The organism is Saccharopolyspora sp. NPDC050389 (genome assembly GCF_040655595.1).
GTDB lineage: Bacteria > Actinomycetota > Actinomycetes > Mycobacteriales > Pseudonocardiaceae > Saccharopolyspora.
In genome coordinates this window covers 1-20,656 of record NZ_JBFAKG010000098.1, presented here as the reverse complement: position 1 = coordinate 20,656, position 20,656 = coordinate 1, and the positions used below count along the sequence as shown (strand labels likewise).

The following is a 20,656-nucleotide window of genomic DNA, read 5'->3' as shown; positions in this document are numbered from 1 at the left end:
CTGAGCATCGGGAGGCCCAACGATGGTGAACCCTCAGCACGCGACCGGTCGGGCCGAGTCCTCCACTCCCGACCCCGGGACGCACTCCACCACCGGCCCGTCGGACGAGCCGACGCTGTACGAGTTCCTCACGCGCCTCGTCAGCGACCCGGCAGCCCGATCGGCCTTCGACTCTGATCCACAAGCCACGCTGGATCAGGCCGGCCTCGGGGGCATGACCGCGACGGACGTACTGCAAGCCACGTCACTGGTCCTCGACTACGCGCCGGTCGAGGTCGTGACCGAGTACGACCGCTCACTCCAGAGCAGCGTCGAGAAGTTCGCTGCGAGCACCCAGCACGTCGCGATCAACCAACTGCATCCCGCACATCCGAACGAGCAGGAAGATCTGAGCATGCTGAAGAACCCCGCCCCCGCCGACTTCGGCAAGGACAGCGACGTCGACGCCACCCTGCCGGCTCCGTCCGTCCCGGCCGTCCCCGCGACCCCGGCCGGCGACAACGTCGACATCGACGTGCGCCACAACGACACGGACTCGCACAACTTCATCAGCATCCACGACATCGCCAGCGGCAACGACATCGCCAACGGCAACATCGTCGGCAGCGTCGTGGGCAACACCGTCGGCCAGGTCGGCGACAGCCTCGCCCTGGGCGACGTCACCAACGTGGTGGGCAACACCGTCAGCGAGGTCAACCAGACCGCGACGCACGTCTTCGACACCAGCGTCGACCTGACCGCGGGTGCCGCCACCGTCGTGCACGGCGACGTCACCAACGTGGTCGACAACTCGACCAACATCGACGTCCTCAACGTCGTGAACGAGGCCCCGGTCGTCGGCGACATCGCCAACAACGTCACCAACGTGCTGGGCGACGTGACCACCAACGTGAGCAACGGCGACCTCACCTCGGTCGTCACCGAGGCCCCGGTCGTGGGCAACGTGGTCGGCGACGTCACCTCGGTCGCCACCAACATCCCGGTCGCCGGTGACCTGGTCGGCAACGTCGCCGGTGGCGACATCACCAACGTGACCGACAACGTGACCGGCGTCGTGGGCGACGTCCCGGTCGTCGGCGGTGTGGTCGACGGTGTGGTCGGTGGCGTCGCCGGTGGCGACGTCCACGCCCTCCCGGTCGACGACGTGACCTCCGCCCTGCCGGTCGGCGACGTGACCTCCGCCCTGCCGGTCGGCGACGTCGCCTCCGCCCTGCCGGCCCCGAGCGACCTGCCGGTCGTCGGTGACCTCGCCGGTGGTGCCGTGGAGGGCGTGACCAGCGCCCTGCCGCTGGACGGCCTGCTCTGAACGCAGTGAGCAACTGAATGCCGGGATCCGCGGAATCGCGGATCCCGGCATTCTTCGCCTTTCGCCCGGAAAATTTGCCTTTTTGGCACTCCTAGTGCACGCCTGGGATGTGAGTTCAGCCGTTTGGGTTTCTCTATTCGCCGCGGCACGCCACAATCGACGCCGTGATCGAGACGGCGTTGGTGGAACTGATCGATCGCGCGACTGCGGAATGTGCCGAGCAGCAACGCGCTGATCTGCACGGCAGGCTGCGGCAGATCCGCACCCGCGTGCTCGACCCGACGCAGCTCGTGCTGGTCGTCGGCGAGTCGAAGCAGGGCAAGAGCGCCCTGGTCAACGCGATCGTGAACGCGCCGGTGTGTGCCTCCGGCGACGACGTCACCACCGTCGTGCCCAGCCTCGTCCGGTACGCCGACGAACCGTCCGCCCTGCTCATCGAGCACGAGTCGGCGCACGGCCCGGCCGCCCTGGATCGCGTGCCGGTGCCCATAGAACAGGTCGGCGAGCAGCTGGAACGCGCCCTCGCGCTCGGCCGCCCGGTCACCCGCGGCGAGATCGGCATCCCGCGCGCCGTGCTGCAGAACGGCCTCGCGCTGATGGACACGCCCGGCGTCGGCAGCGTTTCCTCGTCGCTGACCGCCACCACGCTCTCCGTCGTCGCCGAGGCCGACGCGCTCCTGATGGTCTCCGACGCCACCCAGGAACTGACCACCAACGAGCTGGCGTTCCTCAAGCAGGCCACCGCGCTGTGCCCGAACGTCGCGCTGGTGCTGCCGAAGATCGACCGCACGCCGCACTGGCGAAAAGTCCTCGAAGTCAACCGGAAACACCTGGACAACGCCGGTATAGCGGCCAAGATCTTCCCGGTTTCGGCCAACATCCGGATGCGCGCGATGCAGGCCAAGGACACCAACCTCAACGCCGAATCCGGATTCCCGCCGCTGCTGGAGTTCCTCAAGGAGATGGCGGGCAAGCACGACAACATGACCCGGCGCCTGGTGGCGCACAACGTCTCCGAGGCGCTGACCCAGGTCAACGACGCGCTGCGCGCCGAGCTCGCGTCGCAGAACCCGCGCACCGCCGCCGAAACGCTGGTCGAGCTGGAAAACGCGCAGCGCCGCGCCGAAGATCTCCGGCGCGTCTCCGCCCGCTGGCAGAAGGCGCTCAACGACGGCATTTCCGAGCTGTACACCGACATCGAGTTCGACTTCCGGGAACGCAGCTGGGCGGTGCTGCACCAGGTCAACGAGGCCTTCGAGACCGCGGACCCGCTGGAGGTCTGGGACGAGTTCCTCGACTGGCTCGCGGCGCGGCTCACCGACGCGATCGTCGAATCCTTCGAGTGGCTGGAACTTCGCCAGGCCCAGATCTCCGAGCAGGTCGCCCACGAGATGCTCGCCGAGCACGGCGGCGACCTCCCCGCCCTGGAGCGGGTCCAGCAGCCGGAACCGCTGGACGATGTTCCCGAGCCGAAGCTGCCGCCCGGCTCCGAGTACAAGCGCTTCGACCAGTTCCTCACCGGTCTCCGCGGGTCCTACGGCGGCGTGCTGATGTTCGGCCTGATCACCTCGGCGTTCCTGCCGCTGATCAACGTGGTGTCGATCTCGGCGGGCGTGCTGCTGGGCCTCAAGAGCCTCGGCGAGGACAAGGACCTGCGGCTGCGCCGCCGCCAGGCCGAGGCCAAGGCCGCCGTGCAGCGCTACGTCGAGCAGATCATCTTCCACGTCAACAAGGAGTCCAAGGACGCCATCCGCGGCGTCCACCGGGGTCTGCACACGCACTACATGCAGATCACCGAAGATGCCCAGATGGAGATCAGCCGGGCCATCCAGGAGATCAAGCGATCCGCGGAGCGCAGCGCGGTCGACCGCGACCAGCGCGCCCGGGAGATCCGGCAGAAGCTGGAAGAACTCGCGGTGCTGCAGCGGCGCGCGACGATGCTGACGCAGAACCGGATCACCGCGGCATGAGTGGCGATCCCCTGCTGGAACGCGCCCGGGCGCTGCTGATCCGCACCATGACCTTCTACCGGGACGATCCGCGCACCTCGACGTGGCTGCGCGGCCGGCTGGAAAGGCTCGACCAGCCGCTGCGCATCGCCGTCGGCGGGCGGGTGAAGGCGGGCAAGTCCACGCTGATCAACGCGCTGGTCGGCGCGGAGCTCGCGCCCACCGACGCCGAGGAACGCACCCAGGTCAACACCTTCTACCAGTACGGGCCGGAACCGAAGATCCTCGTGCACACCCCGCACGGCGCGGTCCAGAACGTGCCGGTGACCACTTTGGACACCGGCACCATCCGCGACCTGCAGCACTGGCGGCCGGACGAGGTGTCCCGGCTGGTGATCGAGTCGCCGACGCCCGGGCTACAGGCGATCACGCTGATCGAGACGCCGGGCGTCGCGTCCGCGGCGGTGCAGGAGACCGGCCGGTCCGCGCTCGCGCAGATCCTGTCCGAGGCCGACGCGGTGCTGTACCTGACGCGGTATCCGCGGCAGACCGACCTGCAGTTCCTCCAGTCGGTCAACGAACTGCAGACGGCCCGGTGCGTGCCGATCAACACGATCGTCGCGTTCTCGCGCGCCGACGAGACGGGCAGCGGCGGCCCGGCGGCGCTGGAAGCCGCCGAGCGGATCGCCGAGCGCTATCGCAACGACCCCACGCTGCGGTCGTTCGCGCAGCACCTCATCCCGGTGATCGGGCTGCTCGGCCAGGCCGTGGCGACGATGACAGACGAAGACTTCATGGCGCTGAGCAACGTGTCCCGGCTTCCCCAGCACGACCAGGACGCGCTGCTGCTGTCGGCGGACCGGTTCATCAACAGCACCATGGAATCGACGCCGGGACCCGCCCGGCAGCGCCTCCTCGAACGGTTCGGCCACTTCGGCGTCGAGCGGGCGTTGACGCTGATCCGCAGCGGCGTGACGGAGCGGACGAAGCTGCAGTCCGCGCTGCTCGACGAGAGCGGCCTGAACCTGCTGCAGGAGACCGTGCACCAGCAGTTCGTGGAGCGGCAGGATGCGCTGCGGGCGCGGTCGGCGTTGCTGGCCGTCGACATGGTGCTGCGCGCGAATCCCCGGCCCGGGGTGCAGCAGTTGCGCGGCGAGTTCGAGCGGCTGCTGGCCAACGCGCACGAGTGGAACGAGCTGCGGTTGCTGTCGGCGCTGGATTCCGGGCAGGTGCGGTTCGCCCGGCCGCTCCAGGCGGAAGCGAAGCGGCTGCTGGGAGCGTTCGGCAACGCGCCGCACGCACGGCTCGGCCGGGACGAGACGGCCCTGGCGGTGGATCTGGCCGACGAAGCGGCCGCGGCGCTGTCGAGATGGCGGGAGCAGGCGGTGAACCCGCTGCACGACCGGCCGCACCGCGAAGCGGTCCGCACGGTCCTGCGCAGCTGCGAACGCCTGATAGTCCACCAAGCCCACGGCCCGCAGCAGCCGCAAAGCCCCCAGCAGCAGCCGCAACCCTCCCAGCAGCCGCAAACCCCGCAGCACCAGCAGAATCCGCAACGTCAGCACGCCGCCCGTGGTCAGCACGGTTCTTCCGGTCAGCACGGTTCTTCCGGTCAGCAAGGCTCCCCTGGCGCGCACGGCACTTCGGCACAGCGCGGCGCTCACTCCCAGCCGGGACCCCAGCGCCAACAGCAAGGACAGCCGCAGCGGCACCACCCACAAGCCGCCCAGCCCCAGAACGCCCCGGGAGCTCACGCCCGCGACTGACCTCAGTCCACTGTGGATTATCCTCTCCCTCGAAACCGGAAGCGACAGGACAATCTGCCGCGAATCCTTCGGTTTTCAGGGCGTGCCGAACCAGGTGGAGAGCGCTTGTCGCAGCGTGAGCGCGGCGGTGTCGGTCGGTTCGTCGATGGTTGCGGCCCAGGCGATGTGGGCGTCCGGGCGGATCAGCAGCGCATCGGCTGACCGGTTATCGGTTTTGGCGGTGCGGATGTCGATGCGCTGCTGCCAGTCTCCGGCGGCCTCGTGGAGGTCCGGGCGGCTGGCGAGATCGATGAGGATCGGCCGTGCGGTGTGCATGAGTTCCGCAACGCTGGTTGTGCCCTGGTCGGCGTGCAGGGTCAGGTCGGGCGCGAAGGTGCCGGTCAAAGCGTGTTGGCTGGGGTTGGGCAGCGGGTATCGGATGTCGGTGCCGGCGAGAAGGGCTCCCATGCGGCGCAATGGCTGCTCGTCGACGAGCAGTTCCAGGAAGACCTCCCGGAGCGCTTCGGCGGCTGGGTCGTGTTCGCGCCGCAACGCCACCTGAGCTTGGGTGTGGAGCAGCGTGCGCGCGCCGGCGAACTGGCGCTCGTGGTGATACGTGTCCAGCAGGCCGGCCGGCGCCCAGCCGTGGATGTCGGCGGCCAGCTTCCAGGCGAGGTTGACCGAGTCGAGCAGGCAGGCATTGAGTCCCACGCCGGTGGCGGGAAACAGGTGGGCCGCGTCGCCGGCCAGCAGGATCCGCCCGTCGCGGTACCGTTCGGCCTGCCGAGCCTGGAACTGGTAGCGCGACAGTCGAATCGGTTCTCCCAAGGGCAGATCAGCGCCGAGCACGCGGCGGATGCTGTCCTGGAGTTCGGTCAGGGTCATCGGTGCGTCATCGTCGGGTTCGGTGGACTCGTCTTCGGTGGTGGAGACGAGCAGAACCTCGGGGGTGAGGTACCCGACCCCGAAGACGCCGCGGTCGGTTCGGGTGAAGGAACCCGCGCGGATCCTGCCCAGCCCGGGAACGTCGAGGTCGCCGTTGTCGAACCGGGTCACCGAATCCGGCACGGTGACCTGGCCGAGCCGGTTGACCTCTGGATATGTGGTGCCGGGGAACGGAATGCCGGCCATGTCGCGGACCCGGCTGCGCCCACCGTCGCAGCCCACCACGTATCGGGCGGTCACCTGGTACGGCCCGTCCGGGCCGCGCACGTCCGCGGTCACCGCGGCGTCGTCCTGGCTCACCCCGACCAGCTCGTGTCCGCGGCGCATGTCGGCGCCGAGTTCGGCGGCGCGTTCGCCGAGCAGGCGCTCGAGTTGCGGTTGCGGGAGCGTCAGCCCCCGCAGCGGCGGATCTGCCAGGTTCGAGAAGTCCAGGTGCACATCGCCGAACGGGTACCGGGGAGCCGGGTGGCTCGGGCCGGGACTGGCCGCTTCGAACCGGTCCAGCAGGCCTCGGTAGCGCAGCAGTTCCAGGATCTGCCCGCCGAGACCGTTGGCCTTCGGGGTCTCTCGGAGCCGCGGCTGCCGCTCCAGCACCAGCGGCCGAACTCCGGCCAGGCGCAGTTCACCGGCCAGCATCAGGCCCGTCGGGCCGGCGCCCACGATGATCACGTCGGTGTCCATCACCGGCCACTCCCCGCGCAGCCCCTCGTCGCGGCCACGCGCGACCCGGTCGTCGACAACACACGCACTTTCGCCACTCCTATATCCGCAGGTTCTGGCCTCGGCGGAGGATTCTGCGGCACAACCCGGGTCTTGCCGCAAGCCCCCATGTGCGCTATAAGTTGAGAATGGAAGGGAGTAGCGACTCTCCTTTTCCCATTATCGTCCGATGTGGACGGACAGGCTCCTCGTGAAACGCCGGTGCGCCGCGTACGCCGATACCGGCGGCCCGGGAGGATCTCCCATACGCCTCTGGATTCAGCCGCGGAACGAGAAGTTTTCACCAACGCCGCTGGTCTGCGGTGATCGCACCACCCGGCTGGGCACCATCCCGGAAGTGGGCTGACCGTCGCCGATAGGTGCATTCAGGAGTGCCGCCGAGCGCGCGAGCCCAGAGTCCGGCACGCCCTTTGCCGCTTACCGGCCGACATTGCGCCGACCCCGCGCCGCGGCCTGGATGGACGAAGACCCGGGAGTCGAGGGCTCCCGGGTCCTCGCTCGTGGTGGTTACCGCAGTCAGCGGCGGCGGGCCGACTTCGTCGGCCTTGACCTCGTCGGCGATCTTGTCGCCGGTGCGACCCAGCGGCTCGCGGCGCGCTTGCCGTGGGTCGTGACGAGTTCCAGTATGCCACCATAAAACTGGAATTAGTCAAGAAAATAGGCCCTTGGTGTTCGGACTCACCTGATGGACAGAGCCCGCACGTCCTGCTCAGGCCCTGCCGGCGCTCGGAGCACTAGGTCGCGCAGCGTCGCGTGCAGCCGTCGCGCAAGCCGAATCTTCGCCCCGGTCGGATCACTCGTGAACCCGATTCAGGTCCCGTGCGGAGAGTCGTTGGCGGCGGAGATACCCGTCATGCCGAAGTCATGATCGTTCCTCGTCGGGGTGGCCGGGATCCTCTGGCACGGTCGCCGAGGATCGGCAGTCGGGGCAGTAGCCCCAGAACACGACTTCCGCTTCGTCCACCTCGTAGCCCGACGTGGACGACGGCGCCAGGCACGGGGCCGCGCCGTGGACGCAGTCCACGTCCTCGGTCCGGCCGCAACTGCGGCACACCAGGTGGTGGTGGTTGTCGGCGGTCCGGGTTTCGAAGCGCGCCGGGTGACCGGCGGGCTCGATCCGTCGCAACAGCCCGACGTTGCCGCAGGCGTTGAGCACGTCGTACACGGCCTGCGTGGACACCGAACCCAGCTGCCGACGCACCGCGGCCGCCACCTGGTCGGCCGTCGCGTGCGGGTGGCCGGCCAGCCACCGCAGCACGGCGAGTCGTGGCTTGGTGACCCGCAGTCCGGCGGCGCGCAGCCGCTCGCGCGGGTCGTCCGCGCTGGTGACGTGGTTGCCATTGGCCGCGCTGAGGGTCATAGCGAGGCCCAGTATGCCATCGAAAAATTGGTATGAACCAACGAGAAGCCCGATTGCCGCACCGGATTGCTGCACTCAGCTCACCAGCTGCGACCGCTTGGCCCAACCGCTCGAGCGCCTGACTGGCGTCGGTTCAGAGCTCGAAGTCGCGGAGCGTCGCGTGCAGCTGCTCGACCAGCGGTCGGCGGCGGGCCATCTCCCGGGCCGCCGCCGTTTCCGGCGAGACCTTGCCCTCCGGCGTCACCAGCTCGGCGGCGCGCTCCAGCGAATCGAACTCGCCAAGCGCCCGCCACCCCAGCAGCACCGCGCCGAGCCCGGAACCGCCGCTGCCCTCGGCCAGCTCCAGGTCGATGTCGAGCGCCGCGGCGATGGCATCGGCCCACAACGCGCTGCGGAAGCCGCCGCCGGTGGCGCGCACCGCACGCACCTCCGCTCCGGAATCGACCACCGCGTCCCGCACCAGCGCGAGCTGCTGCGCTACGCCCTCGACCACGGCACGCGTCATCTCGGCGCGACCGTGCGAGTGCCGCAGCCCCACGAACGAGCCGGTCAGGCCCGGCTCCCACCACGGGGCCCGCTCGCCGAGCAGGTACGGCAGGGCCATCAACCCGTTCGCCCCCGCCGGCACCGCGGCGGCCTCGCCGAGCAGGTCCGCGACGTCGACTCCGAAGGTCTCCGAGGCCCACTGGGCGACCACCGCGCCGTTGCTCACGGCACCGCCGATCACCCAGAGCCCGTCGCCCATCGCGTAGCTGAACGTCCGGCACCGGTCGTCGACGCCCGGCCGATCGCGCGTCACCCGCAGCGCCCCGCTGGTGCCGAGCGACAGCGCGGCGACACCGGGGCTGACCGCCCCGACGCCGAGGTTCGCCAGCGGGCCGTCCCCGCCGCCGAGCACCACCGGCAGCCCTTCCGGCAGGCCAACAGCCTTGGCCACCTGCGGTTTCAGCGGCATCGTGTCGGTCGGAGCGTGGATCTCCGGCAACTGGTCGGCGCGGACGCCCGCGACCTCCAGCGCCGGCTCGTGCCACCGCAGCGTCGTCATGTCCTGCAGGCCGCTGCCCGAGCTCAGCGAGTACTCGGTGACGAACTCGCCCACGAAGCCGGCGGCGACGAAGTCCTTCAGCGCGCACCACCGCACCACGTCACGCGTCAGGTCGGGGCGACTTCCGGTCAACCACGCCAGCTTCACCATGACCGACTGGGTGTGCACCGGAGTCCCGGTGGCCCGGTGCAGGGCCGACGCGGTGTCCCAGTCGGACCGCAGCCGCGCCGCGACCTCTGCCGCCTGGGTGTCGGCCCAGTTGAACGACGGCGTGGCCGGTTCGCCGGCCGAGTCGAGCCCGACGACCGTGTGCATCGAGGTGCTGAACGACAACGCCGCGACCGGGTGGCCGTGCTCCTTCGCCCAGGCCACGCACTCGGCCAGCGCCTCGATCGCCGCGTCCCGGACCTGGACGGCGTCCTGCGTCGCCTCCCCGGGCTCCTCGGTGCGCAGCGGATACCCGCGCTCGGTCTGGTGCAGCACGCGAGCGTCGCTGCCCGCCGCGACGACCTTCGTCGCGGTGGTACCGAGATCGATTCCGAGGACGACCGGAGCATGACTCATGCCCCCAACCTAACCGCCGAATGCCGCCATCTGGCGGCTCAGGTCGCGGCCCCGCGCGGACGCAAACCGAGCGAATCGAGCCCGATACGCACAGCCACCGATCGGCACTCCGTCCGGCAAGTTCGCAGTGGCGCGACTTGTCCTCCGGCAGCGCCATGAATTCGTCCAGGGTCAACAGGTGATCGGGCCAGGAGATGATGTTCATGGGTCCACTGTGGCGGGCGCCGTTTCCGGTGTTCAAGGAGAATTAGGCGCAAACACACGTTCGAATGAACCGATATCACAAAAGGGCGCCCTCTCCCGTTTACCAGGAGGAAGGCGCCCTTTTCGAGCCCGTGGGGCTTACTTCGCGAGGGTTTCGGCGATCTCGTAGGTGTTGAGCGCCGCGCCCTTGCGGAGGTTGTCTCCGCAGACGAAGAAGTCCAGCGTGTTCGGGAAGTCCAGCGCCTGCCGGACCCGGCCCACGTACGTCGGGTCACCGCCGACCACGCCGGCCGGCGTCGGGAACACGCCGTTGTCGTGGTCGTCCTGCAGGACGATCGTCGGCTGCGCCTCGAACACGCGGTGCGCCTGCTCGATGGTCACCTCGCGCTCGAAGGTCGCGTGCACCGCCAGCGAGTGCGTGGTCACCACCGGCACCCGCACGCAGGTCGCGGAGACCTTCAGGTCCGAGATGCCGAGGATCTTGCGGGACTCGTTGCGGACCTTCAGCTCCTCGGAGGTCCAGCCGTCGTCCTTGCGCGAACCGGCCCACGGCACCACGTTGAGCGCCAGCGGAGCCTTGAACGGCGTCTCCTCCGGCAGCCCGGCCGCGGCCAGCGCCTCGGCGACGTCGCCGGCCCGCTGGCCGACGCCCTTGCCCGCCACCGCCGCGATCTCCGCGTACAGCCGGTCGATGCCTTCCTGACCAGCACCGGAAGCGGCCTGGTAGGACGAGACGACCAGCTCGCGGAGGCCGAACTCGCGGTGCAGCGCGCCCAGCGCGGCCATCATCGACAGCGTCGTGCAGTTGGGGTTCGCGATGATCCCCTTCGGGCGCTCGTGCACCTTCTCGGCGTTGACCTCGGGCACCACCAGCGGCACGTCGGGATCCATCCGGAACGCGCCCGAGTTGTCCACCGCGACGGCGCCGCGCTCGGCGGCCACCGGCGCCCACTGCGCGGATACCTCGTCCGGCACGTCGAACAGCGCGATGTCCACACCGTCGAACGCCTCCGGCGCGAGCTCCACGACGGTGAGCTCCTGGCCGCGCACGGTGATCTTCTTGCCCGCGGACCGGGCCGAGGCGATCAGCCGGATCTCGCCCCACGGCACCGACTCGCGGTTGTTGATGATGTCGATCATGACGGTGCCGACCGCGCCGGTGGCACCCACGATTGCCAGCGTCGGAGCCATCAGCGACCACTCCCCGCGTAAACCACGGCTTCTTCGTCGCTACCGAGCTCGAACGCGTCGTGCAGCGCGCGCACCGCGTCGTCGAGCTGGGTGTCGCGGATCAGCACCGAGATCCGGATCTCCGAGGTGTTGATGATGTCGATGTTCACCCCGGCGTTGGACAGCGCCTCGCAGAACGTCGCGGTGACGCCCGGGTGCGACCGCATCCCGGCGCCGACCAGCGAGACCTTGCCGACCTGGTCGTCGTAGACGACCTGCTCGAAGCCGACCTCGTTCTTGATCTTCTCCAGCTCGGTGACGGCCACCTCGCCGTTGCTGCGCGCCACCGTGAAGGTGATGTCGGTCAGCCCGGAAGCGGTGCTGGAGACGTTCTGCAGCACCATGTCGATGTCGATCTCGGCGTCGGCGACCACGCGGAAGATCCGCCCCGCGACACCCGGGTTGTCGGGCACACCGCGCACGGTGACCTTCGCCTCCGACCGGTCGTGCGAGACGCCGGTGATCATCGCCTGTTCCACGGAAAGATCCTCCACTGAGCCGGACACGATCGTTCCGGGCTTGGGTGAGTAGGAAGAGCGGACGTGCAACGGCACGCCGTAGCGGCGGGCGTACTCGACGGCGCGCAGGTGCAGCACCTTCGCGCCGGTCGCCGCCATCTCCAGCATCTCCTCGTAGGTGATGCGCTCGAGGTGCTTGGCGTTGGGCACGATGCGCGGATCGGCCGTGTACACGCCGTCGACGTCGGTGTAGATCTCGCACACGTCGGCGTTCATCGCGGCGGCCACCGCGACCGACGTGGTGTCCGAGCCGCCGCGGCCGAGAGTCGTGATGTCCTTGGTGTCCTGGGAGACGCCCTGGAAGCCGGCGACCAGGACGACCTGGCCCTGCTCCAGCGCCTCCTGCACCCGGCCCGGGCTGACGTCGATGATCCGCGCGTTCTGGTGCGCCGAGGTCGTGATCACACCGGCCTGGGAGCCGGAGAACGAGCGGGCCTCCGCGCCGAGCGACTCGATCGCCATCGCGACGAGCGCGTTGGAGATCCGCTCTCCGGCGGTCAGCAGCATGTCGAGTTCCCGCTCGGGCGGAGCCGGGTTGACCTGCTTGGCGAGGTCGAGCAGCTCATCGGTGGTGTCGCCCATCGCAGAGCACACGACGACCACATCGTTGCCCGCCTTGCGGGTCTCCACGATGCGTTCGGCTACCCGTTTGATGCGATCAGCACTTTCGAGTGAGGAACCGCCGTACTTCTGGACGACGAGCGCCACGTGAAACAAACCTCCTCGACCGTGCGGTCGTCCCGGGCGCGGGTTGTCCCCGCACTGACACCGAGTGGACGAAGGAGCACCCCGGCACACCGCGTGGCGGGCCGGAGGGCCCCGCGACCGGGCAGGTGACAGCGTCGGCCCACCGGGCCGAAACGGCCTCCTACCAGGTCGCTCCGCTGCCGGACTAGCCTACCGAACCGGTACCGCCCGACCCCAATCCCAAATGCCGCCACTACCCTGTGGGGCGCGATTGTCGACAAGAGCGGAGGACCGGGTTGTCCACCCCTCCAGGAGCGATCGATCCACCTCTGGGTGATGTTGGAAACACAGCGGCTACGCTGCGGAAACAACCGGACTCGGGGATGTCAGACCGGCCGCGCTGGGGCTCGCCGCGGCAGCGCCGGATGATCGTCGCTTTTGCCCCTGCTGTGGTTTACCTCGCAATCCGGCTGGTCGGATTGCTGGTGCTGGCGTGGCTGTCGGCCGCGAACGACGAGGCGCTGGTCGACAACCTGCAGGCCTGGGACGGCCACTGGTACCTGGAGATCGCGGCGAACGGCTACGCCGGCGTCGATCCGAGCATGGTCGACGGCTTCGGGAACCGCTATCCCGAGACGCCGATGGCGTTCTTCCCCGGCTATCCGGCGTTGATCACGGCGTTTTCCCTGATCCCCGGCGTCAGCATCACCGGTGCGGCGATCACCGCGAGCCTGGGCTGCGGCGTGGCGGCCGCGTACGGGCTGGCCCGGTTGGGGCGTCGGGTCGGCGGCTCGCACGTCGTCGGGTTGCTGCTGGTCGTGCTGTTCGCGGCGGCGCCGATGTCCGTGGTGCTGTCGATGGCGTACTCCGAGGCGCTGTTCTGCGCGTTGGCGATCTGGGCGATGATCGGGGTCGTCGAGCGGAACTGGCTGCTCGCCGGGCTGTGCTGCGCCGGCGCCGGGCTGGTGCGGCCGACGGCCGCCGCGCTGATCGGGGTCGTCGGGCTGGCCGCGCTGGTGGCCATCGTGCGCCGCCGGGACACCTGGCGGCCGTGGCTGGCCATCGTGCTCGCGCCGGCCGGGATGCTGCTCTACATCGGTTGGGTCGGGCTGCAGACGAACAGCCTCACCGGCTACTTCGCGCTCCAGCAGCGGGGCTGGTCGTCGGCGTTCGACGGCGGGCTGGCCACCTTCAAGTTCATGGTCGAGGCGCTGACCACGGACAAGTCGGTGCTGGAGACGTTCACGGTGTGGATCGTGCTGGCCGCGCTGGTACTGCTGGTGCTGTGCATGCGGCAGCGGATGCCGTGGCCGCTGGTGGCGTTCGCGGCGGCGGTGGTGGTGCTGGATCTGGGCTCGGACGGCTTGATGTACTCCAAGGTCCGCCTGATGTTGCCGGCGTTCCCGCTGCTCATCCCGGTTGCAATGGGGTTGGCGCGGCGTCGGCGGACGACGGCGGTGACCACCGCGGTGCTGCTGGTGTTCTTCGGGTCGTGGTTCGGCGCCTACTCGCTGACGGCGTGGCAGTACGCGATCTGATGGACATCGGCGCGGGCGGCGGACAGACTCGCCAGCAGCGATCCAGGAGGTGCTCGTGACTGCCGAGGAGTACACCGTCGAGGTTCCGGCGAGCAAACCCGCCGATACGTCGGTGCCGTTGCACCCGCTGCTGGCGGAGCGGTGGAGCCCGCGCGCGCTGGACCCGGCCACGACGATCAGCGATCGGCAGTTCACGGCGCTGTTCGAGGCGGCCAGGTGGGCGCCTTCGTGGGGCAACACGCAGCCCGCGCGGTTCATCGCCGCGCGCCGGGGCGAGGCGACCTTCGACCGGATCCACGGCACGTTGTCGCGCGGCAACAAGGGCTGGACCAGCAACGCGGCGGCGCTGGCGATCGGCGTCGCGCGGGTGGTCGACGAGGACGGCGAGCCGATGCCCTACGGCGAGTACGGGCTGGCGCTGGCGGCGCAGAACCTCGTGCTGCAGGCCGTCGCGGAGGGCCTTTACGCGCACCAGATGGCCGGGCTCGATCGGGACGCCGCGCGCGCCGAGTTCGGCGTGCCGGCCAAGTTCGAGCCGGTGATCGCGATCGCGGTCGGCGGCCTGGGCACCCTGGCGGGCATGCCGGAGCGGCTGCAGGAGAAGGAACTGCGCACGCGCATCCGCAAGCCGCTGTCCGAGCTGGTCTTCACCGACACCTGGGGCGAGCCGCTGTTCTGAGCACATCCCCTTCCCGGGTCGTATGGCCGGAATGGTGGTGCGCATGGAAAGCACGTGGACGCGGATCGACAACCGGATCCTGGAAGCCGCCGTCGGACTCGGATCGCTGCTGGTGGGGCTGTTCGGCGTCCTCTTCCCGATCCTCGGCGTGACCGGCCCGCTGCCGCCGGTCGACACACGCGAGGTCCGGCTCGCCGAAGTGGGTTGCCATAGCGAGTAATCATTGCGGCCCCCAAGAACGCTGAGCCCCTGCGAGACCGGTCAACCAGGCGGCGGGACAACCCGAGCCGATTCCTCGACGCACTCCGCCGCTCCTGCGCCGAAGCCGCGACCCAACACGGCTGAGGCCCCGACTCCGACCGCACCGCACTCGGTTGGCCGCGATGGTGGCGCTCGTCAACGCCGGTGGGTGTCGGTGCGTCGGATTCGTCGCACGGCGAGCAGGCCGCCGATTCCCGGGATGACGGCGAGCCAGCGCGCGCTCGGCGAGGCCGGGACGAGGAAGGTGGCCACGATGGTGACGAGGTAGGCCATGCCGTGGACCGGGCCGCCGAGCGACGTGATCGCGGAAATGTGCACGGTGAACAGGTTGAGCAGCAGCATCGCGAGCGAGGCGGCCTCGACTCCGGCCGCGATTCGCAGCATCAGCACGGCCGTCATGCTCCCGTCGTCGAGCCGGGGCGAACGATCATGAGCACGACGACGATCACCCAGAGCACGTTGAAGATGCCGGTGAGCATCGCCAGCCGGGTCGCCGTGGCGCCCAGGTCTTCGGCCGAGCCGAGCATTCGCCGTTGGGCGGGCAGGATCGCCATCACCAGGATGACCGCGGCGATCGCCGTCAGCACGATCGAAATGATCAGCCAGGGATCGGTGAGGACGCCGAGCTGGGCTCCGGTCGCGAGGCCGAAGACCGGGATGGCGATGCCCGCGACGGCGTAGCCGCGGCAGATCCGGTGCAGCAGCTTGGCGATTCCGGCGGCGCGCTCGGAGTCGGCCGCTTGCTTGGCGTAGCGCGGGAAGATCGAGGCGGCCACGGTGATCGGCCCGATCACCAGCATCGCCGCGAGGACGTGGATGGACAGCAACAGCTTGGTCACCGCAGACCTCTCAGCCAGATATGTAGCTTGTCGACATGTTGATTGGCAATATATACACGCCTGTGTAGGCTGCCAACCCATGAGGGCCGATGCGGTGCGAGGACATCTGGACGGGCTGCTGCTGGCCGTGCTCGAGCACGGGCCGCTGCACGGCTACGCGATCATCACCGAGGTGCAGCAGCGCAGCGGCGGCGCGCTGGAACTGCGCACCGGGACGATCTACCCGGCGCTGAACCGGCTGGAACGGCTCGGATTGCTGCGCAGCAGCTGGGAATCCATCGGCGAACGACGCCGGCGCTGCTACCGGCTCACCGACGCCGGGCGGGGCAACCTGGCCAAGGCGCGGACGGCCTGGAACGAGTTCACGGCCACGATCGGCGCCGTTCTCAACCCGTCTCGGGGCACCGCATGAACGCCGATCCGATCGAGGACTACGCGGCCGAGCTGGCGACCGCCCTGCACGGCCCGGCGCGGGCGAAATCCCGGCTGGTCGGCGAGATCCGCGACGGCCTGGTGGACGCGGTGGCGGCGCAAACCGCAGAAGGGCTGCCGTATCGGCAGGCCGTCGAGCAGGCGGTGCGCGAGTTCGGCACGCCCGACGAGCTCGTGCCGAGCTGCCAGCAGGAGCTGACCATCGCCCAGACCCGGCACACCGCCCGAGCGCTCATCGTCACCGTCGGGTTCCTGATCGTCTGCTGGTACGCGATCTGGACGGCCAGTCACATCCAGGGCTGGCAGCTGCCGCACGCGGTCCAGGTGCTGACCGCGGTCGCGGCGGCCGCCGGGGTGCTCGCGGCGGCGACCCTGGCCGCGACCGGGCCGCTCGCCCGCTGGCTGCCCGTGCCGGACCGGCTTCCGCTGCTGGTCGGCTGGGCGGGCACGACCGCCAGCGTGGCCATGCCGTTCGCCGGGCTCACGCTCGCCATCGCCTTGCCCTTGGCGACCGCCTGGCCGCTGGTTCTGCTCGCCGGCGGGTTCACGGTCGCATCGCACGCGCTGCTGGCGGCTTCGGCCCGGGCCTGCCGCGAATGCGCCCGCCTGCCGATCGGCGAGCTCGCCGCACGCACCTAGATCAGCGATCAGATGGGCCGGAACCTGAATGATGGCGCGATGATCGAACATCAGCACAAACGCGGTGCTACTTGAGGTCTCGTAGTTCCCGTGTGTGTTTTTTGTCGCTATAGCAGCACAAACCACACACGGTTTCGGCGCACGCAGCGCAGGTGGGGTCGTGAGTGGTTTGGAGCGTTATAGCAGTCCAAAACACTCACGAGCCTTGTCCGGCTTCTTGGGAGCGGGGTGGCCGGTCGGTGCGCGGGGAGGGGGTCGCACCGACCGGCCCGCAGGGGCCCGGCGCCGGAGGTCGGGGGCGCGTCGGCTTCCGGGCCCGTGGTCTCGGGGCTTTTCAGAGGCGGTGGAGGGCTTCGAGGATTCTTCGTTGGATCTCCTGCGGTGGAGCGGAGATCTGAGTGTCCGATGTGGAGTCTTGGTCCAGCTCGTCGTCGGGTGCCGGCTCGCGGAGGTGGTGGCGGCCTGGTTGGGCCCGTTGTTGTCGCTCGGCTTCGACGTTGGCTATCAGTTGCCAGACCGTCAGGGCCCCTTCGCTTCCTCCGGCGTGTTGCGGGCGGTATGTCTTCCAGTGCATCGCGAGGAGGAAGAGCACCGGGGCGGCGACGATTACGGCGATGGTCGGGAGCATTACGAGAATTCGGCGGGTCCTTCCGCGTTGGTGGTGGTCGGGGACTTTTCCCTGAGGAGCAGGGAGACTTCGTCGAGGGCGGCGGCGATGGCCTCGAAGTCGTCGGCGTCGCGGTGACCTGCGCCGACCTGGAAGGCGAGGTCGTCGAGCAGCCACTGGGTTCGCCGCAGCAGCACGGCGAGGCCCTCGTTCTCAGCGCCCATGGCCCGGTGACGTCACCTGGAAGCCGTTGGCGTCCGCGCGAGTTCCGGCGATGCGGTGCGCTTCGGCGTTGCAGTCGCCGCAGGTGGACCACAGCCAGCCCAGCTCCGAGTCTTCCGCCAGCAACCGCTGCTCGCACAACGTCGAAACCTCCATGCCGGTCGGATAACCGACGCCAGGACGGGAATCCAGGCTCGCGTGCCGCCGCCCCTCCGCAGGAACCCAGTGGAACGGATACATCGAGCATCCCCAGGACGTTGTCTTCATTGTTTCCGGAATCACGAAAACCAACGGAAACTTTGTTCGGCAACTACCTCTTCGAGTGATGCTCAAACCCTGCTGCGAGGCATATTCTTCGTTGCATGCCTGGAAACACTCGGACCCCCAAGGCGCGTACCCTAGGAGCCGCACTCCGCAGCGCACGCGAAGAACACGGCTGGAAGCTGCGACAGCTAGCAAGCCAGATCGAGTGCGCGCCCGGGTCTCTCTCCCGCTGGGAAACCGGCGATCGTTTCCCGAAACCAGCTGATGTGGCACGGATTCTGACAACGCTGGGCGTGACAGGCGAACAGTACGACGAGATCATCGACATGACGCGTAATACCGGCGCTCCGAACTGGCTTGCCGTCAGCCTCCCCGAGCAACGCCAACAGCTCGCCGCGCTCTTGGAATTCGAGCGAACTGCCACGGCTATCACACAAACCGCGCCTCTGCTCATTCCTGGGTTGCTCCAAACCACGGCCTACGTTCGAGCGATCATGACTGGCGGCGGTGTGCCGCTAGATGAGATCGAAACCCGAATCGCCGTTCGCGCCGGAAGACGTGAGGCGATCACGCGCCAGGAGAGTCCTGTACGCCTCGCCGTCGCGATCGGCGAAGCCGCTCTGCGGCAAGTCCTTGGCGGGCCGAACGTAATGGCCGATCAGATGGACCATCTGCTGCTCATGTCAGAGCTGCAGAACGTGGACCTGCGGGTTGTGCCGTTCGCAAGCGGCTGGCATCCCGCACTGGAGGGCCTGTTCATCCTGATCGAATCGGAAGAAGCCCCGCCGGTCGTACAGCTGGAAAACCGCAGATCGGGCCTATACCTGCACGAACCGGAAGATGTCGAAATCTATCGTCAAGCAGCGGATATGGTGTTCAAGGCGGCGCTGAGTCACGCGGGATCCAAGAAGCTCATCGCCGAGATTCGCAACGACTTGGAGGCCGAGCGATGACGAGAGTGATCAACTGGCGTAAGTCGAGCTACAGCCAGAACACCGGCGACTGCGTCGAAGTCGGACGGGTGACCAACTGGCGGAAGTCGAGCCGCAGCCAGTCATCTGCTGACTGCGTCGAGGTCGGTGCGTTATCCGGCGGGGCCGCGGTTCGGGATACGAAGGATCGGGATGGCGGGTTCTTCGTGGCCAGTCCCGCTCAGTGGGCCGACTTCGTCGTTGCCGTCAAGACCGGCCGATTCGAGCGTTGACGTGCGGCTTGGGCTCGTGAGTGTTCAAGCCGGTAAGAACCGGATTGAACACTCACGAGCCTCTCGCCTAGGCCGTGTTTTAGGTGCGGCTTCCTGTGCGCGCCCTGCACGATGATGATCAAGATGTGGGGCGAGGGGATCTTTCTGATGAGCAGTGGTCGGTGCTGGAGTCGTTGCTGCCTGCGGTGGGCATAAGTCGCAGGTGGCCTTGCTGTCGGCGGCTGGTAGACGGTGTGCGGTGGCGGGTTCGGACCGGAGTTCCGTGGCGGGACCTGCCGTTCGAGTACGGACCGTGGCAGACGGTGTATGGACTGTTCCGGAGATGGCAGCGTCGGGGTGTGTGGGCCCGGCTGCTGACGTTGTTGCAGGCGAGGGCTGATGCGGCCGGGCTGATCTTCTGGGAGGTCAATGTCGACTCCACCATCTGCCGGGCACACCAGCATGCTGCCGGTGCCCGCCGGCGCGGTGCTGTGCAGAAGGAACCGCCAGGCGGAGTGAGCGCCGAACCTGAAGACCATGGACTGGGCAGGTCGCGAGGCGGGTTCACCACGAAGATTCATCTGGCGTGTGAGCAGGGACAGAAGCCGTTGTCGCTGCTGATCACCGCCGGGCAGCGCGGTGACAGTCCGCAGTTCGAGCCGGTCCTGAACGCGATTGGGGTGCCCCGGCCTGGTGTCGGTCGGCCGAGAAGCCGCCCGCTGCGGGTGCGAGGCGATAAGGCGTACTCTTCACGCGCGAATCGCGCCTACCTGCGCAGACGTGGCATCAGGTGCACGATTCCTGAGCCGGTCGATCAGGTCCGCAACCGCGGGCGCAGCGGACGTGGCGGTGGCCGTCCGCCCTTCTTCGACCGCGAGGACTACAAGGCCCGGCACGCGGTCGAATGCGGGATCAGCCGTCTCAAGCAGCACCGGGCCGTGGCGACCCGGTTCGACAAACTTGCGGTTCGGTTCGAGGCGACGGTTCAGGTCGCGGCGATTCATCAGTGGCTGTGAACCCTCAGCCTGCCGTCGTGCGGATGCCCCAGCAGGAAAGGACGGCCCTGCGGTCATTACGGAGGAAGGGCGCATTTCCTGGCATTGGCGCGGAGCGGTGTGCATGGGGTTGCACCTTCCGTAGCGGCATGTGGTCCGGTGGACTTACGTCCCGATCCCTTGAGGAAAGGTCCCTGCTCATGCATTCGTCTTTCATGCCACCCCGCCAGGTCAAGATCGGTGACGCGGCGGCCTTCGCCGGCAGCACGCCACGGGCGATACGCCATTACCACGAGATCGGCCTGCTCCCCGAGCCTGAGCGGGGCGGCGATGACCGCCGCCGCTACGGGTACGAGGACATGATCCGCTTGCTGTGGATTCGCAAGATGGCCGACGCCGGGATCGCCCTGGACGACATCCGTGACGCCTTTACCACCGGCACGGCTTCCGCCGGTGCGGACAGCGGAGAAGATATCGAGGGCATCCTGGAGCGGTTGGCGGAAACCCTCGCCGAGCAGGAGGCGGAATTGCGGCGGCAACGGACCGCCGTGCAGCGGATGCGCACCGAAGGCAGCCGGATGGGCCTGCTCTCCGACTTCGTCACCGAACGCCTCAAGAGCCTGCCCGAGGGCTCCCTGCGTCAGGCGGACCTGGACAGTCTGCTGGTCACTGAGCGGATCTTCGGCCCGCTCGGCGCGGCCGTCCAGGCCACCCGCTTCGTCGT

Annotated in this window: 22 protein-coding genes; 12 read left to right on the top strand and 10 right to left on the bottom strand. The window is 68.7% G+C overall.

Features of this window, described 5'->3' with window-relative positions; genetic code table 11:
- Positions 1-22: 22 nt before the first annotated feature.
- From AB0I53_RS40765 to AB0I53_RS40755, 3 genes are all read left to right on the top strand, one after another.
- The gene (locus tag AB0I53_RS40765; protein ID WP_358614402.1) at positions 23-1,306 is read left to right on the top strand and encodes an IniB N-terminal domain-containing protein; all 1,284 of its coding nucleotides are present in this window, start codon (positions 23-25) and stop codon (positions 1,304-1,306) included.
- A 164-nt stretch (positions 1,307-1,470) separates the two neighbouring features.
- The gene (locus tag AB0I53_RS40760; RefSeq protein ID WP_358614401.1) at positions 1,471-3,276 is read left to right on the top strand and encodes a dynamin family protein; all 1,806 of its coding nucleotides are present in this window, start codon (positions 1,471-1,473) and stop codon (positions 3,274-3,276) included.
- A complete protein-coding gene (locus AB0I53_RS40755) occupies positions 3,273-5,021 on the top strand; it encodes a dynamin family protein (RefSeq protein ID WP_358614400.1) in 1,749 nt (582 codons plus the stop codon). The genes AB0I53_RS40760 and AB0I53_RS40755 overlap by 4 nt, the downstream gene beginning before the upstream one ends.
- A gap of 75 nt (positions 5,022-5,096) precedes the next feature.
- On the opposite strand, the gene AB0I53_RS40750 is transcribed toward AB0I53_RS40755, so the two are convergent.
- From AB0I53_RS40750 to AB0I53_RS40730, 5 genes are all read right to left on the bottom strand, one after another.
- Entirely contained in the window at positions 5,097-6,626 is a 1,530-nt protein-coding gene (locus AB0I53_RS40750; protein WP_358614416.1) for an FAD-dependent monooxygenase, read from the bottom strand.
- Between the two features lie 901 nt (positions 6,627-7,527).
- Positions 7,528-8,025: a Fur family transcriptional regulator gene (locus AB0I53_RS40745; RefSeq protein WP_358614399.1), complete on the bottom strand. Its 498-nt coding sequence runs from the start codon at positions 8,023-8,025 to the stop codon at positions 7,528-7,530.
- 133 nt (positions 8,026-8,158) lie between these two features.
- Positions 8,159-9,634: a gluconokinase gene (locus AB0I53_RS40740; RefSeq protein ID WP_358614398.1), complete on the bottom strand. Its 1,476-nt coding sequence runs from the start codon at positions 9,632-9,634 to the stop codon at positions 8,159-8,161.
- Positions 9,635-9,976: 342 nt separating this feature from the next.
- Positions 9,977-11,029 (bottom strand): aspartate-semialdehyde dehydrogenase, encoded by a 1,053-nt coding sequence (locus tag AB0I53_RS40735; protein WP_358614397.1) that lies wholly within the window; start codon positions 11,027-11,029, stop codon positions 9,977-9,979.
- On the bottom strand, positions 11,029-12,294 hold the full coding sequence (locus AB0I53_RS40730) for an aspartate kinase (protein ID WP_358614396.1): 1,266 nt from the start codon (positions 12,292-12,294) through the stop codon (positions 11,029-11,031). The genes AB0I53_RS40735 and AB0I53_RS40730 overlap by 1 nt, the downstream gene beginning before the upstream one ends.
- Positions 12,295-12,656: 362 nt before the next feature.
- Between AB0I53_RS40730 and AB0I53_RS40725 the strand changes: the two genes are divergently transcribed.
- From AB0I53_RS40725 to AB0I53_RS40715, 3 genes are read left to right on the top strand one after another with little or no spacing between them, the layout of a single operon-like run.
- Positions 12,657-13,811, top strand: coding sequence for a hypothetical protein (locus tag AB0I53_RS40725; protein WP_358614395.1), 1,155 nt, complete (start codon positions 12,657-12,659; stop codon positions 13,809-13,811).
- 55 nt (positions 13,812-13,866) lie between these two features.
- The gene (locus AB0I53_RS40720; RefSeq protein ID WP_358614394.1) at positions 13,867-14,490 is read left to right on the top strand and encodes a nitroreductase family protein; all 624 of its coding nucleotides are present in this window, start codon (positions 13,867-13,869) and stop codon (positions 14,488-14,490) included.
- 43 nt (positions 14,491-14,533) lie between these two features.
- Positions 14,534-14,710 (top strand): hypothetical protein, encoded by a 177-nt coding sequence (locus AB0I53_RS40715; RefSeq protein WP_358614393.1) that lies wholly within the window; start codon positions 14,534-14,536, stop codon positions 14,708-14,710.
- 176 nt (positions 14,711-14,886) lie between these two features.
- On the opposite strand, the gene AB0I53_RS40710 is transcribed toward AB0I53_RS40715, so the two are convergent.
- Both AB0I53_RS40710 and AB0I53_RS40705 read right to left on the bottom strand, forming a co-directional pair.
- Complete coding sequence (locus AB0I53_RS40710; protein ID WP_358614392.1) at positions 14,887-15,150, bottom strand: hypothetical protein; 264 nt, start codon at positions 15,148-15,150, stop codon at positions 14,887-14,889.
- Complete coding sequence (locus AB0I53_RS40705; RefSeq protein WP_358614391.1) at positions 15,147-15,590, bottom strand: DUF2269 family protein; 444 nt, start codon at positions 15,588-15,590, stop codon at positions 15,147-15,149. Before AB0I53_RS40705 ends, AB0I53_RS40710 begins: the two co-directional genes overlap by 4 nt.
- 79 nt (positions 15,591-15,669) lie before the next feature.
- Here AB0I53_RS40705 and AB0I53_RS40700 point away from each other — a divergent pair, with 79 nt between their 5' ends.
- Together AB0I53_RS40700 and AB0I53_RS40695 are read left to right on the top strand one after the other, a co-directional pair.
- Positions 15,670-16,002, top strand: a complete 333-nt coding sequence (locus AB0I53_RS40700) for a helix-turn-helix transcriptional regulator (RefSeq protein ID WP_358614390.1) — start codon at positions 15,670-15,672, stop codon at positions 16,000-16,002.
- Positions 15,999-16,661, top strand: a complete 663-nt coding sequence (locus AB0I53_RS40695; RefSeq protein ID WP_358614389.1) for a permease prefix domain 1-containing protein — start codon at positions 15,999-16,001, stop codon at positions 16,659-16,661. The genes AB0I53_RS40700 and AB0I53_RS40695 overlap by 4 nt, the downstream gene beginning before the upstream one ends.
- A 334-nt stretch (positions 16,662-16,995) precedes the next feature.
- Here the strand turns inward: AB0I53_RS40695 and AB0I53_RS40690 are convergent, their stop codons facing one another.
- The 3 genes from AB0I53_RS40690 to AB0I53_RS40680 are packed head-to-tail and all read right to left on the bottom strand — an operon-like array spanning position 16,996 to position 17,730.
- Complete coding sequence (locus tag AB0I53_RS40690) at positions 16,996-17,289, bottom strand: hypothetical protein (RefSeq protein WP_358614388.1); 294 nt, start codon at positions 17,287-17,289, stop codon at positions 16,996-16,998.
- A complete protein-coding gene (locus AB0I53_RS40685; protein WP_358614387.1) occupies positions 17,289-17,492 on the bottom strand; it encodes a hypothetical protein in 204 nt (67 codons plus the stop codon). The genes AB0I53_RS40690 and AB0I53_RS40685 overlap by 1 nt, the downstream gene beginning before the upstream one ends.
- Positions 17,482-17,730, bottom strand: a complete 249-nt coding sequence (locus AB0I53_RS40680; protein WP_358614386.1) for a zinc finger protein — start codon at positions 17,728-17,730, stop codon at positions 17,482-17,484. The genes AB0I53_RS40685 and AB0I53_RS40680 overlap by 11 nt, the downstream gene beginning before the upstream one ends.
- Positions 17,731-17,852: 122 nt before the next feature.
- Here AB0I53_RS40680 and AB0I53_RS40675 point away from each other — a divergent pair, with 122 nt between their 5' ends.
- From AB0I53_RS40675 to AB0I53_RS40660, 4 genes are all read left to right on the top strand, one after another.
- Complete coding sequence (locus AB0I53_RS40675) at positions 17,853-18,707, top strand: helix-turn-helix transcriptional regulator (protein ID WP_358614385.1); 855 nt, start codon at positions 17,853-17,855, stop codon at positions 18,705-18,707.
- Positions 18,704-18,958, top strand: a complete 255-nt coding sequence (locus AB0I53_RS40670; protein WP_358614384.1) for a DUF397 domain-containing protein — start codon at positions 18,704-18,706, stop codon at positions 18,956-18,958. The genes AB0I53_RS40675 and AB0I53_RS40670 overlap by 4 nt, the downstream gene beginning before the upstream one ends.
- Positions 18,959-19,083: 125 nt before the next feature.
- Positions 19,084-19,953: an IS5 family transposase gene (locus AB0I53_RS40665; RefSeq protein ID WP_358614415.1), complete on the top strand. Its 870-nt coding sequence runs from the start codon at positions 19,084-19,086 to the stop codon at positions 19,951-19,953.
- Between the two features lie 179 nt (positions 19,954-20,132).
- Positions 20,133-20,656: MerR family transcriptional regulator (locus tag AB0I53_RS40660; protein WP_358614383.1), on the top strand; the 524-nt coding region annotated here is incomplete at its 3' end.